This window comes from Bizionia paragorgiae (genome assembly GCF_900107625.1).
Classification (GTDB): Bacteria; Bacteroidota; Bacteroidia; order Flavobacteriales; family Flavobacteriaceae; genus Bizionia; species Bizionia paragorgiae.
This window is the reverse complement of the sequence record NZ_FNQK01000011.1, coordinates 20,642-34,849: the sequence shown is the minus strand read 5'-3', so window position 1 is coordinate 34,849 and position 14,208 is coordinate 20,642. Positions and strand designations below refer to the sequence as shown.

Here is a 14,208-nt window from a genome sequence, read left to right as displayed (position 1 = left end):
AAGGTCGCGCTTGCACTACTCGCTTCCCGCTAAATATCGGGAGAGCTCAAACACACCGTTTAATCGCTAACGCTTATGCTTAAGAGACTACAGTTACAAGATTATAAAATCCCCTTGTTATTTATAATTATTAGCACACTGTTCTATATCTCTTTTGCTTATAATTTAGAACGTACAGATTCTACAAAGTTAATCACCTTATACACAGCATTATTTATTTTCTTTTACAAGCTAACCCGAATTAGCAGAAATCATTTCAAGCTGTTAGTTGCCGCCGCTATAGCTTTCAGGCTTATTTTTAGTGTTGCAATACCAAACTTGTCACAAGATTTTTATCGTTTTATATGGGATGGCCGCATGCTATTACAAGGGTTAAATCCGTACTTATACACTCCCGAATCTTTTATTAGTTTAGGACAATTTCCTGTGGCCCAAGGCCAAGAACTCATTGCCGGAATGGGTACTTTAAACGCAAGCCATTTCACTAACTACCCACCCATTAATCAGTTGTGTTTTGCTATTGCAGCTTTGTTTTCCGGACACAGCATATTAGGCTCTGTAGTGGTTTTGCGCGTCTTAATTATAGCAGCAGATATTGGCACCCTATATTTTGGTGTCAAACTATTAAAACGTTTAAAAATACCTGTTAGCAACATTTTCTGGTTCATTTTAAATCCATTCATCATTATTGAACTGACAGGAAATTTACATTTTGAAGGGGTTATGGTGTTTTTCTTGGTCTGGAGTTTATATGTATTGCATCAAAACAAATGGAAATACGCTGCCGTTCTATTTGCTTTTTCCATTTCGGTTAAACTAATCCCATTACTTTTACTCCCTTTGTTTTTTAAGCGATTTAACACCAATGGCGTATTTACAACCTATAGTTTTAAAAAATTAATCGGGTTTTATGCCATTGTAGGCGGGGTAACACTATTACTATTTGCTCCCTTTTTCTCGTTCGAATTTATATCTAATTATTCTAAAACCGTAGGACTGTGGTTTAGTAATTTTGAATTTAATGCGAGTATCTATTATCTATTAAGAGAAATTGGTTTTTGGTATTCGGGATACAATCAAATTGCAGTAATCGGAAAGCTCCTTCCAATACTTGTTATAATCTATGTCTTGTACCTAGCGGTTTTTACCCAACAAAAATCATACATCACCTTTATTAAAACCATGCTCTTCGCTTTTACAGCGTATCTATTATTAAGCACTACAGTACACCCGTGGTACCTTACAACCCTATTGTTCTTAAGTGTATTTACCAATTATAAATTTCCTTTGGTGTGGACCTACGTCATAATATTAAGCTATATCGCTTATGCATCACCTACAACTAGTGAGAATTTATGGTTAATAAGTTTAGAATACACGGTGGTATTTTGCGTTATGGTATGGGAAACCACAGCAAAAAAAAGACATATGCTTTTTAATTAAGCTGCAATACTTATTATAATCTCCTATTTTAGGCACTGGTATTTATTAAATAAAAAAGGCAAATGGACTGTTTTCCATCTGCCTTTTCTTTCTCTTTATGAGTTTGCAATGCAATCTACAAGGCTTTTAATGCCGTAATTGTTTTAGTTTCAATTTCCTCTTCATCATTATTCTCATCTAAAACCGTTTCATAATCTATAGTGTATGTCACTTTAAAAGATTTACCGACTAAGGCTTGAGAATCTAAATCGAAAGCTTTAGAAACCTTTTCATCTACATTCTGAAACGTAACGGTTCTTTCATCACCATCACTATTAACGACTATAAAGTTATAGCCATAGGTTTCATGACCATCATATTCTCCCTGTACCGTATTTACCTCATTAATGCGCGCTTTATTTAAAATAATGTGATGCTTGTAGTTTGCAAAACTTGTCAGCCCCATAAATGAAAGACCTAATACAACCAATACTAAAATGTGCTTTGTTTTCATAATTGATATTATTTAGAATATATTAAAAATAATTATCGGATAACAGACCTACCTAAAGCTCCGAACACTTAAGCCATTCCATCCCAGAAACAACTAGTAGCTAACAACTTACTATATATACGCTTTTATAATTGTTTTAGATTACATCACTTTGGCGATAAACATATCGATCACTTCAATTACAACTAGAATGATAATAATCCATTCTAACCGACTACTCTCTTTATGATCCATAATGTCCTTAAAAAGCTCCAGATTTTCCTTTATAATTTCTATGCGATCATAAATTAAACGGTAGCGATCCTTTAAATCAAACACCTGTTTCAGGCCTTGATTTAACTTATTTAAATCTTCATTATCCCAGGTAATATCTGGGGAATCAAAAATGTATAAGTTCTCAGAAATTTTATTTTTAATGTTGAGGGTCTTACCTATAAATCGCTTTAACTTATGCCCTGAAATATCAAGCTTTCCTTTTTTCTCAAGAAAGGACGTATGTGCATGTGTTTCAATTAACAAATCCTCAGTAATTTGAGTATAACGATCTAGAGCTACAGATTGCGAAAGATTAAGCATAACCAAACGAATCATCTCGTCATTCAATGCTGGTAATATCACGTTGTCGTAAGTTACCATCATTTTATTAGGGGTGACAAACACCTCTATAACGTCATGAAGTTTATGGGTAATGGGATGGTTACAAAATGGCTGTATGGTTTTTAGAGCGCCTTCAATAGCTTCTGCTTTAAAGTTAAAAAAACTAATTATGCCATAATGAAAAATATATACATAAGTATCTTGAGATACTTTGTAAAATAATTCGTCACTATCTTGAAAAAGCAACTGCCACGGCAGTTGCTTTTTACTTTCTTTTATAGTGATAGTGCCTGCTACTTGATAAGCAACAACGTTGTACATTTTAGAATGTAAACATACGTTTAACGGTATTAATAGATGTCATAGTCATTTAGAAACGGTACTATTCAAAATCATCGTCTTCACCTTCAATTAGTTCAGGGTCTTGTACAGCTTCCGGATCGTTATCGTCGAAGTCTTCATAATCATCTTCATCGTAATTCTCCATTGTTTTTACAAGCTTTGTACTTACTTTAACGAGGTATTTTGTGTCTTCCGTAGTTACTTCAACAGCTTCAACTAATTCATTTTTAGCATTTCTAAATGAAATGATATGATCTTCGTCGTAACCGTATGGGTATTTGTCTACTAACAAAGCTAAAATCTCTGGTGTTAGCTTTTTAAAGTCGACTATAACGCGTTTTAAATTGTCTCTTTTCTTTTCCATAATTACATATCTAATAAGTAGGCAAATATAAGAGGTGCAACAATTGTAGCATCACTTTCTATTATAAATTTTGGCGTATTTATATCTAATTTACCCCAAGTAATTTTTTCGTTTGGAACTGCCCCTGAATATGAACCATAACTGGTTGTTGAATCACTTATTTGACAGAAGTAACTCCAAAATGGTGTTTCTGGTCGCTCCATATCTTGGTATAACATAGGAACAACACATATTGGAAAATCTCCAGCAATACCTCCTCCAATTTGGAAGAATCCTATACCGTTCTGTGAGTTGTTTGTGTACCAGTCTGCAAGGAAGGTCATATATTCAATTCCTGATTTCATAGTACTCGCCTTTAATTCGCCTTTTAAAACGTAGCTCGCAAAAATATTACCCATTGTACTATCTTCCCATCCTGGACAAATAATAGGTAAGTTTTTTTCGGCAGCAGCATACATCCAAGAGTCTTTTAAATCGATTTCATAATACTCTTCTAAAACGCCTGATAATAACATTTTGTACATGTACTCATGTGGTAAGTAACGTTCTCCTTTAGCTTCAGCATCTTTCCAGATTTTTACAATATGTTTTTGTAAACGTCTAAAAGCTTCTTCTTCTGGAATACAAGTATCGGTAACACGGTTTAATCCTTTTTCTAATAAATCCCACTCGTCTTGCGGTGTTAAATCTCTATAGTTAGGCACTCGTTTGTAATGCGAATGCGCGACTAAGTTCATGATATCCTCTTCCAAGTTCGCTCCAGTACATGAAATAATTTGCACCTTATCTTGACGAATCATTTCGGCAAAGCTTTTACCTAATTCGGCAGTACTCATAGCACCTGCAAGCGACACTAACATTTTTGCTCCAGATTCTAATTGCGCCTCATACCCTTTAGCTGCGTCTACTAGTGCCGCCGCGTTAAAGTGTAAATAATGTTTTTCTATAAATTGTGATATTGGTCCTTTAGTACTCATCGTCTTCGGTAAATTTAGAAGGGTTATTTTTAGTTTTTACTATTTCGTATTGGTTGTCATAAAGGTCTCCTACCTCATCATTACGAAACTTATAGCTTAGCATTTTATAATATAATTTCGCTGCTAAGAAATCTGAAGATTTTTCTGCTTTATTAGGACAAAGCTCTACGATATCGAAACCGACAACATTTTTCTCTTCAAAAACCTGTTTTAAGAATTCTAAGGTTTCATACCATAATAATCCACCTGGCTCAGGAGTTCCTGTACTCGGCATTATTGAAGGGTCAAAAGCGTCTAAATCGAATGTAATAAACACATTATCTGTCATTTGATCGATAGCTGAATCCATCCAAGAATCGTCTAAAGCCATTTCATGAGCAAAGTATGTTTTTTCTTTGTCCATTACAGTTGTTTCTATATAATCCATAGAGCGAATACCTACTTGAATAAGGTTTGTAGTCTGACTCGCTTCATAAACGGCACAGGCATGATTACACGATGTGCCATCGTATTCCTTACGTAAATCGGCATGCGCGTCAATATGCAAAACCGTTAAACTATTGTAATAGTCTTTAAAAGCTCGGATAGTCCCTATAGACACCGAGTGCTCACCACCAAAAATAGTAACAAACTTGTTTTTCTTAATGTATTTTTTAGTTGCTTCGTGTACGGCCTCCACCATTGCTTCTGGCGAACTGTTTTCGGTAACTGGATCCGCCAAGTAAACCCCTTGTTTATAGACTTCAGTTTCCGTTTCAATATCGTATAATTCCATATTAGCCGAAGCGTCTAAAAAAGCTTCAGGACCTTGGTCCGCACCTTTTTGCCACGTACTTGTACCATCATAAGGTACTGGTATTAAGACAATTTTTGCTGTTTCTAATTTCGAAAATTCTTCTGGAATTCCAGCATACGTTTTACTTTGCATAACCTAAAATTTTAAGTAAGTCTTCACTCTTTTGTTGTTCACTAAATAGTTCTGTAGTTATAGTACCATCGGCATCTTTATCTATAAGAATATGTTTTGGCGATGGAATCAAACAGTGCTGCAATCCGCCAAAACCACCTATAGACTCTTGGTAAGCTCCGGTATTAAAGAAACCAATATATAAAGGTTTCTCTTTGTTGTATTTTGGTAAATAAATAGCATTCATATGTTGTTCGCTATTGTAATAATCGTCACTATCGCAAGTTAGTCCGCCTAATAAAACGCGCTCATAACCTTGATCCCAGCGGTTAATAGGCAACATAATAAAACGCTTATTGATAGCCCATGTATCTGGTAATGTTGTAATAAAAGAAGAGTTAATCATATTCCACTTCTCTCTATCATTTTGTTGCTTTTGGTAAAGCACCTCATATACTGCTCCACCACTTTCTCCTACCGTAAAACTTCCGAATTCAGTAAAGATATTTGGTACATCAACCCCTTCTTCAGCACAAGTTAATTTAATTTGATTAATGATTTCATCAATCATATACTCGTAATCAAATTCAAAAGCTAAAGAGTTTTTAATTGGGAAACCGCCGCCAATATTCAAGCTATCTAAACTAGGACAAATCTTTTTAAGGCTTGTATATACTTTTAAACATTTATGTAATTCGTTCCAGTAGTATGCGTTATCTCTTATTCCTGTATTAATAAAAAAGTGAAGCATTTTTAAGGTCACTTTATCATTATCTTTTATCTGCTTATTATAAAACGGTACAATGTTTTTATATCCAATACCTAAACGTGACGTGTAAAACTCGAATTTCGGCTCTTCTTCAGATGCAATACGAATTCCGATATTATACTTACCGTCAATTTCTTCAGAAAGCAATTCGATTTCTTCATAGTTATCGATAATTGGAATACAGTTTTTCTGACCATTATTAATTAGTCGCGCAATATTAGTAACATATTGTGCACGTTTAAAACCGTTACTAATCACATACGTTTCATCGGTAATTTTACCTTCGGCCTTTAGATTTTCTACAATATCAATATCGAAAGCCGAAGAGGTTTCTATATGAATATCATTTTTTAAGGCTTCGTTTAAAACGTGTTTAAAGTGCGAGCTCTTTGTACAGTAGCAATAGTTGTATTTACCTTTATAATCATTTTTTTCTATCGCATCGGCAAACCATTTTTTTGCGCGATTAATATTGTTAGAAATCTGAGGTAAATAGGTAAATTTTAATGGTGTACCGTACTGTTCTACCAGCCCCATTAAATCAATATCATGGAAACTAAGTTTATTATCACTTAGTGTAAATTCGTCTTGTGGAAAATCGAAGGTTTGATTTATTAAATCAATATATTTAGTGTTCATTAATTTTTATTAAAATTTTTGAATTAATTGGTGATGTAATGTATAAATGTATGAAACTGAGGCTTCAATAAAAAGTAGAATGGAATCAAATTTGGATTTGATTTTCGGTAGTAGGTACAAAGCCATAGTTGTGCTGGCTTGCAACAATAGAGATAAAAGCGGAAGTTAGCTTTAAAATTCGGTTGCTTAAACGATAAGCGGCTTTTGAATATGACTTCCTAATTTCCAAAAGCCCGAACACAGAAACACGATTCAATTTGTTCAGCTAAATGCATTGCAAATGAAATACATTTTTTTCAAAAAAAAACTTTTTTCGATATTTTTTTTCAAAAAAAACAAAACACGATAACCTATTGTTATTCAAAACCTTAAATCACAGACTTTCAAATCATCTTAATAATTGAGGCATAAAAAAAGCCACAACGTTTTGTTGCGGCTTTCTCTATATATTCTAGTGTAGATTACATCATTTTTAATGTGTTTATCTCTTGAATAGTTAAATGCTTCCAATGCCCTCTCGGGATATCTTTTTTCGTTAAATGACCGATTTGAACACAATCGATTCTTACGATCTCATATTTTAAGCTATCAAAAATAGTATGTAAAATAGTATTACCTGTATTTTTAATCTTTATACCGATTTCGTTTTTATTTTTATTATCAACGTAATCCACTTCTTCAACAGAAACTAACTTACCTTCTACTTTAAAGCCTGCTCTAATTTTTTTAAGATCATCTAATTTTAAAGGTTTATCTAATTCCACTTGAAAAAGGCGTTCTACACCTTTGTTAGAGTTTGTAAAGCGACTCATAACAACATCGTCGTTAGTAAACAACAATAAGCCTGTAGAGTTTCTCCCTAAACGTCCAATAGGCTTAATTCGAGCTGATGTTGCATTAGCTACTAAGTCCATTACTGTACGCCCTTTATTTTCACTAACTGTTGTTGCAAATCCTTTTGGCTTATTCAATAGCACATACGCTTTTGGCTCCGGATTAATTCTAGCACCATCGTAACGTACTTCGTCTTCCAATTTTACTTTGTAACCCATTTCGGTTACTACTTTACCATTTACAGAAACCAGTCCCGTAGAGATATGTAAATCGGCCTCACGACGCGAGCATATTCCAGAATTGGAAATGTATTTATTTAATCTAATCTCGTTAGGGTTAGACGCTTTTTTATTTGGTGCTTTAGCCGCAGCTTTAGCTGTTGGTTTTGTCGATGTTTTTTTGTTAATAGGCGCGTTTCCTCTTGCAAAACTTTTTGATTTGCTCGTGTTACTTCCTCGACCAGAAGTCTTTCCTTTTCCATGTCCACCTTGTCTACTCATCTTGTATAATTTTTTGCAAAGATATATCTAAAAAATTTGATAACAGATTTAAGTGCCGCTTTTTTAAAATAGTCTGTTAAGAACTAGGTCGATATCGATTAGCAGAATACTAAAAACACCTGCTACAATAATCAATTTCAAGACATTATGAAGTAAAAGATAATGTATTCTAGACTGAGATCGCCACAATAACATTAGAAATACAATAAGCAACACAATACAGGTATTAAAGTAAAAATACATGTATCCCACTTCAAACTTATACACCAATAAATAACCTGGAACTAAGGTAAGAATCACTAAAAAGCTAACCATTTTTTTTGCTGTGCGCTCGCCATATTTTACTGGAATAGTATGGTAGCCCAATGCTAAATCTCCTTTTAGGTTTTCTAAATCTTTAGTAATTTCTCGAATTGCAATAATTAGAAACAAGAAAGAAGCGTGCACAAAAATAACAGTGTCAAAATTTTTATAGTAGGTAAATATGGCAAAAAAGGGTGTTATAGTTAATATAGCCGAAGTTAGATTACCTATTACAAGCATTTTTTTCAGCTTATGAGAATAGAACCATATAGCAAAAATATAAATGGAGAAGAAAATAACCGCCCTAAAGGACACATAACTCGCCATTATAATTGCTGAAAAATTGAGCACAAAATAAAAAGACAACTTGGTATTCTGACTCACCAATTTATCCAACATAGATTTGTTGGGTTTGTTGATAAGGTCTTTTTCTGAATCGTAAAAATTATTAATAATATATCCCCCAGCGATAACGGCCGACGACGCCAACACCAGCATTAATAGGTTAACATCAAAGAGCACCTCTTTAACGGGTTTATCGTGTGCAAAAATATACACAGACGCCAAGTACTGTGCTAAGACAACAATTAAGATATTGTAACCTCGAACAACAGAAAAGAGACTAAAAATTTTTAATATAATGTGCTTCTGTTTACGAGAAAACATACACTGTATTTAGAAGTTATAAACCACTTCTAACTTGTAGTCTTTAAGTGCATTTTTAGCTTTTTCAATATCTTCGGTAAATCCTAAGATATATCCACCTCCACCAGAACCACATAGTTTTAAATAGTAGTCATTAGTGTCTAAACCATTCTTCCAAAGCTCATGAAACTGTTTTGGAATCATCGGTTTAAAATGATTTAATACCACTTTAGACAATTGTTTTGTGTTTGAAAACAGGGATTTAATATCACCCTTTAAGAAATCATCCACACAGGCATCGGTATGTTTAATAAACTGATTTTTCAACATATTACGAAACCCTTCTTGCTTCATACTCTCCATAAAGATACTCACCATAGGTGCGGTTTCACCAATAATACCACTATCTATTAAAAACACAGCGCCTTTACCAGAGGTACTTTGCGTAGGAATACCGGTTGCTTCAATATTATCTTTAGAGTTTATAAGAATAGGTAGGCTTAAATAACTGTTTAAAGGATCTAAACCAGAAGATTTTCCATGGAAAAAAGACTCCATTTCTGAAAATATTGATTTTAGGACCAATAACTTTTCACGCGTCAAGTTCTCAAGTACGGTAATTTTTTTAATCGCATACTTATCATAAATCGCCGCTACTAGAGCTCCACTACTCCCCACGCCATAACCCTGAGGTATAGACGAGTCAAAATACATACCGGCATCTACATCAGCCTTTAGCCTGTCGTTATCAAACGCCACTAATTCAGGATCTAAAGTCTCCAAATAGTTAGCAAAACGTTTTAAATTCTTATTAGACAACTGGGCATTATCAGACGTATTATGATCTGTTTTTAATGCGCCATTATAAAAATTATAAGGTATCGATAGTCCTTTAGAATCTTTTATGATTCCATATTCTCCAAAAAGAAGGATTTTTGAGTAAAAAAGTGGTCCTTTCATATGCTAATAAAAGATTTGGTTTAATAAAATTACAATTGTTTTGCGCCAAATCCTATTTTATCGCAAATATAATGACCGTTTTGACAATATGCAACCAACTCGCTGTTAATGAATTCGTTAATTTTTTCGGCCTCATTCTCAGGAAAAAGGACATGCACATTGGCTCCAGCATCTAAAGTAAAACCAACATGCAAGCCGGTTTTAGCTCTAAACTCCCAGATTTTGTTAATAATTTCCAGGGTATTAGGTTTCATTAAAATAAAATAAGGCATACTGGTCATCATCATCGCATGAAGTGTTAAAGCCTCACTTTCCATTAAGGCTATAAACCCTTTTAAATCTCCTGATGCTAAAATCGTTTTCATAGCGGTTATATGCTCTACAGCCTGATCAAACCGGTTTTGAGCAAAAGGATGCTTATGCATTAAATTATGTCCTACAGTACTACTCACTTGTTTTTCTCCCTTATCCACTAATAGAATCGTATCGTGGTAATTTTTAAAAACAGGATGTACAAGATCATTATATTTAACTCCAAATAAATCGGAGCTCCCAGTAATCTCTTCATGTGCTCCCCAAACCACCAAATCACCTTCAATACTTCTACACGCACTACCAGAACCTAAACGCGCTAAAAACGAGGCTTTTTGATTAAAATACGCTGTATTTAGTTCAGGATTTAGCAATTTCTCGACACTCATTAAACACAAGGCTAACGCACTCATTCCTGATGCAGAAGAAGCTATTCCAGAACTATGTGGAAAAGTATTTGCCGTATTAATAGTAAAGTGATACTGTTTTAAAAACGGCAAAAACGCTTCGATGCGTTTAAAAAAAGTTTCTATTTTAGGCTTAAAAGCTTCATTTTTCTCTCCCTCAAAAAACACATCAAAAGAGAAGCCTTCCTGATTACCACTGCGTAACTCATAAGTCAGTTGAGTTTCTGTTTTACAAGCCTCTAAGGTGAAACTTATAGATGGGTTTTCAGGTATTTGATTTTGTTTTTTTCCCCAATATTTAACCAATGCAATATTACTTGGTGATTCCCAAGATACAGTGCCATTTTTTAAAGGGGTAGAGGTATAATTAGGCAGAAAATGTGATGTGGTCATTAAAAAAGGTTTTTGCAAATATAGTTTTTAATTCTATTTAATAATTTAGTACATTGCTTAAATTTCCAAAACTGATTTAGCATTCTAACCTATTTAAGATAATCTTTTTTTATCTTATTTATACGCTTTTAGTACAAGGAAAAAAAATTAAATAACTAATAGATTACGAACTAGACATCAAGTCTCCCCTTTAGGCTTGCCAACTTTCCTGGTATCGTTTAAAAGATATAACAATGGACAAAAAAAAGAGAATTATTCTTACAATGTTAGAGCTCGTTGTGGAACAAGGTGTTCATGCTACACCAATGTCTCAAGTAGCTAAAGAAGCCAATGTCGCTGTAGGAACAATATATCATTATTTTAACAACAAAAATGAAATTATTGAAGAGATTTACTCTATGATTTGTCAAGATTTTGGAGTAGTACTAATTACTAATATGCCGGAAGACGATTACAAGAAACAGTACGAAACAATGTGGCTTAATATGTATCATTATTTTAGCGAAAACCCCCTCGCTTTCGAATTTATGGAGCACGTTGCTGTACCACCACTTATCACACCCGAAATCCGATTAAAAAATGTTAAGCATTTTATAAACATTAGAAACTTTATTCTTGCTGGCATATTAAAGAAAAAACTGAAAGACGTACATTTACGTATGATGGTACAATTAGCATTTGGTACCGTCATTTCGGCAGCGCGATTAAAATTTAAAAACCAACTTCCCATGACCGATGCACAAGTTCGCGAAGCTTTAAATATGTCTTGGGATTGTGTAAAATATTAACACGCTGCAATAATCTAAAAAGTAATTATACTTTTTATCCCTTACTCTAAATGAAGCATTTTTTGCAATGCTTTCATAGTCCTATAGTTTCGAGTGGTTGTTTCTATTCCGAAATACTTCTCGACATAACTACCTGTGCACTTTACTTTACTGTAAGGCTTATTAAAATAAGAATACACGCAAACACCTATTCCTTGCGCCCACTCCTTATCCCATCTTAAATTATTAAAGGCTAACACAGTGTCTGCTGGCGGCTTTGAAGCCAAAAGAGAGAAGTAACTCTTTTCAACACACTCAGCATCTATAGGATTGAAATTAACAACCGTATTAAACGCCTTCTTAGTCAAAATAACAAGTGGCACATCATAACCAAAGCCCTTTAAAATAGCCTGCTTTAACACTGATTCTATGTGGGTTTTGGACGGCAACGCACTTTCGAAAATAATATTCCCACTCTGAATATAGCTTTGCACGTTTTTAAAGCCTACATTTTCTATAGAAGCTCGCAAATCGGCCATCAAAATCTTTTTATGTCCGCCAACATTTATTCCGCGAAGTAGGGCCACATACTGAATCATCATGCTATAAGTTTTGAGCTAATATATAAGCACCCGTCCATGCATTTTGAAAATTAAACCCGCCGGTAACGGCATCAATATTTAAAATCTCACCAGAAAAATACAGATTGGAATGCTTCTTACTCTCATAAGTTTTAAAGTCAATTTCCTTTAAGTCTACTCCTCCAGCAGTCACAAACTCTTCTTTAAAAGTACTCTTACCATCTACCGAAAACACGGCTTCCGTTAATTGTTTTGCTAAGGCCTCTAATTGTTGTTTGTTTAAATCTGCCCATCTCATGGTTTCAGCTAAATTGGCTGCTAAGACCAATTCACGCCATAAGCGTTTTGGCAAATCAAACTGAGGAAATTTATAGACTGTTTTTTTATTAAGCTCCTGTTTAAACGTTTTTAAGCTAACAATAGCATCCAAAAAAGACAGACCAATAAAGTTCACTTCAATATCAAATTTATAATTCATTTTCGCGAGCTCTAGAGCACCGTAAGCAGACAGTTTTAAAATAGAAGGCGCACTCATACCCCAATGTGTTATTAATAATGGTCCACTGGACTCCAATGTGGTATTTAGAACTTTTACATCCACATGTTTCACAACCACCCCTGGAATATTTTTAATACGATTATCCTTGATATTAAAGGTAAATAATGAGGGTACCGGAGCAGCAACCGCATGTCCCAGTTGCTCTAACACCTTCCACATTTTAGGATTACTTCCTGTGGCAAGAACTACTTTTTCACAGGAAAACAACTCGTGTTTTGTTTGTATTTCCCACCCCTTACCTACAGGTTTCAGGCTCGTTACCGGTTGATTTGTTAACACTTCAACCCCATGTTTTTGGGCTTCATTTAAAAAGCAGTCGATAATGGTTTGTGAAGAATCGGAAACAGGAAACATCCTACCATCATCTTCAATTTTCAAGGCTACTCCACGTTTTTCAAACCATTCGATAGTATCTCCAGTCATAAAGGTATGAAAGGGCCCTAAAAGCTCTTTTTCACCTCGCGGATAATTCAACACCAACTCCTGAGGAATAAACTCGGCATGAGTCACATTACAGCGACCGCCACCAGAGATTTTTACTTTGGTAAGTACATCCTTTCCTCGTTCTAAAATTGCAATCTTTAGCTGCGGGTTCTTTTCTGCTGCATTGATGGCTGTAAAAAAACCAGCAGCCCCACCACCCACTATAATAATATCTTTTTCTATCATAATCTATCTGGAAAATCACCTATAATACCATCTACATTATACGATTTCATTCGCGCTATAGATTCAAGTTCGTTTACTGTCCACGTATTTACAGTATACCCTTCTTCTTGCACTCGTTTAACATTATGTCTCGATAATAGAGTGAAGTTGGGATGAATAATTTTTGCCCCTATGGTTTTAGCTATCTCAATAGCTTCGTCCAAATTGGCCTTTGTTAAGACCGCTAGCGGAATCTTTTTATCTAATTGTGCTACGGTTTCCAATTCGTGTTTTTGGAAACTAGACACTATAAAATGGGCATAACTCCAATTATGCTCATGAATAAAATGCTGAATCATTTTCACGGTTTCAGTCGCCGTATTTTTACCTTTTAATTCAATATTTACTAGACATTTTTTATCAATAAGCGCTAACACTTCTTTTAAAGTGGGAATAACATGACCGTCCAAAACATCTACAGATTGCAATTGTCCCAAGGTACATCTTGAAATTTCTCCTGTCGCATCGGTATTTCTATCTAAAGTAAAATCGTGAAAGACTACCAACTCTCCTGAAGCACACAAATGCACATCGAGCTCTATCCCATCGACATTAAAGTCTAACGCTTTTTTAAAAGACGCTATCGTATTTTCAGCACAGTAACCAGCGGCACCACGATGCCCAATTTTAATGATTTGTGACATAGTAAATTGTATTTAATTGTGGTATTTAAGGTCTTTCAAAGTTAAAATTATAATAGGAGATAGC

The 14,208-nt window shown here is 34.4% G+C and carries 15 protein-coding genes; 2 read left to right on the top strand and 13 right to left on the bottom strand.

All coding sequences use genetic code 11. The features are described 5' to 3' along the window. Positions 1-75 precede the first annotated feature (75 nt). A complete protein-coding gene (locus tag BLV64_RS09320; protein WP_092134417.1) occupies positions 76-1,443 on the top strand; it encodes an MptA/MptB family glycosyltransferase in 1,368 nt (455 codons plus the stop codon). 115 nt (positions 1,444-1,558) lie between these two features. On the opposite strand, the gene BLV64_RS09315 is transcribed toward BLV64_RS09320, so the two are convergent. The 10 genes from BLV64_RS09315 to BLV64_RS09270 form a co-directional block, all read right to left on the bottom strand. After that, on the bottom strand, positions 1,559-1,936 hold the full coding sequence (locus BLV64_RS09315) for a hypothetical protein (protein WP_092134414.1): 378 nt from the start codon (positions 1,934-1,936) through the stop codon (positions 1,559-1,561). Positions 1,937-2,077: 141 nt separating this feature from the next. Further along, positions 2,078-2,854: an RMD1 family protein gene (locus BLV64_RS09310; protein ID WP_092134411.1), complete on the bottom strand. Its 777-nt coding sequence runs from the start codon at positions 2,852-2,854 to the stop codon at positions 2,078-2,080. A gap of 61 nt (positions 2,855-2,915) precedes the next feature. Continuing rightward, positions 2,916-3,239 (bottom strand): hypothetical protein, encoded by a 324-nt coding sequence (locus BLV64_RS09305; RefSeq protein WP_092134408.1) that lies wholly within the window; start codon positions 3,237-3,239, stop codon positions 2,916-2,918. Between the two features lie 2 nt (positions 3,240-3,241). Beyond that, a complete protein-coding gene (locus BLV64_RS09300) occupies positions 3,242-4,216 on the bottom strand; it encodes a deoxyhypusine synthase family protein (RefSeq protein WP_092134404.1) in 975 nt (324 codons plus the stop codon). Beyond that, positions 4,206-5,144 (bottom strand): agmatinase, encoded by a 939-nt coding sequence (gene speB / locus BLV64_RS09295; protein ID WP_092134402.1) that lies wholly within the window; start codon positions 5,142-5,144, stop codon positions 4,206-4,208. The genes BLV64_RS09300 and speB overlap by 11 nt, the downstream gene beginning before the upstream one ends. Next, positions 5,134-6,531 (bottom strand): type III PLP-dependent enzyme domain-containing protein, encoded by a 1,398-nt coding sequence (locus tag BLV64_RS09290; RefSeq protein WP_092134399.1) that lies wholly within the window; start codon positions 6,529-6,531, stop codon positions 5,134-5,136. The genes speB and BLV64_RS09290 overlap by 11 nt, the downstream gene beginning before the upstream one ends. A 461-nt stretch (positions 6,532-6,992) precedes the next feature. After that, entirely contained in the window at positions 6,993-7,865 is an 873-nt protein-coding gene (locus tag BLV64_RS09285; protein ID WP_092134397.1) for a pseudouridine synthase, read from the bottom strand. Positions 7,866-7,928: 63 nt separating this feature from the next. Then, positions 7,929-8,834, bottom strand: a complete 906-nt coding sequence (locus tag BLV64_RS09280; protein ID WP_092134394.1) for a geranylgeranylglycerol-phosphate geranylgeranyltransferase — start codon at positions 8,832-8,834, stop codon at positions 7,929-7,931. Positions 8,835-8,843: 9 nt separating this feature from the next. Beyond that, positions 8,844-9,773, bottom strand: a complete 930-nt coding sequence (locus tag BLV64_RS09275) for a mevalonate kinase family protein (protein WP_092134391.1) — start codon at positions 9,771-9,773, stop codon at positions 8,844-8,846. Positions 9,774-9,802: 29 nt separating this feature from the next. Continuing rightward, entirely contained in the window at positions 9,803-10,885 is a 1,083-nt protein-coding gene (locus BLV64_RS09270) for a diphosphomevalonate decarboxylase (protein WP_092134388.1), read from the bottom strand. Between the two features lie 233 nt (positions 10,886-11,118). Between BLV64_RS09270 and BLV64_RS09265 the strand changes: the two genes are divergently transcribed. Further along, positions 11,119-11,673, top strand: coding sequence for a TetR/AcrR family transcriptional regulator (locus BLV64_RS09265; RefSeq protein ID WP_092134385.1), 555 nt, complete (start codon positions 11,119-11,121; stop codon positions 11,671-11,673). Between the two features lie 41 nt (positions 11,674-11,714). Here the strand turns inward: BLV64_RS09265 and BLV64_RS09260 are convergent, their stop codons facing one another. The 3 genes from BLV64_RS09260 to BLV64_RS09250 are packed head-to-tail and all read right to left on the bottom strand — an operon-like array spanning position 11,715 to position 14,144. Continuing rightward, positions 11,715-12,254: a DUF1697 domain-containing protein gene (locus BLV64_RS09260; protein ID WP_092134382.1), complete on the bottom strand. Its 540-nt coding sequence runs from the start codon at positions 12,252-12,254 to the stop codon at positions 11,715-11,717. A 1-nt stretch (position 12,255) separates the two neighbouring features. Next, positions 12,256-13,461: a BaiN/RdsA family NAD(P)/FAD-dependent oxidoreductase gene (locus tag BLV64_RS09255; RefSeq protein ID WP_092134379.1), complete on the bottom strand. Its 1,206-nt coding sequence runs from the start codon at positions 13,459-13,461 to the stop codon at positions 12,256-12,258. Beyond that, positions 13,458-14,144: a glycerophosphodiester phosphodiesterase gene (locus BLV64_RS09250; protein ID WP_092134376.1), complete on the bottom strand. Its 687-nt coding sequence runs from the start codon at positions 14,142-14,144 to the stop codon at positions 13,458-13,460. Before BLV64_RS09250 ends, BLV64_RS09255 begins: the two co-directional genes overlap by 4 nt. Positions 14,145-14,208: the final 64 nt, after the last annotated feature.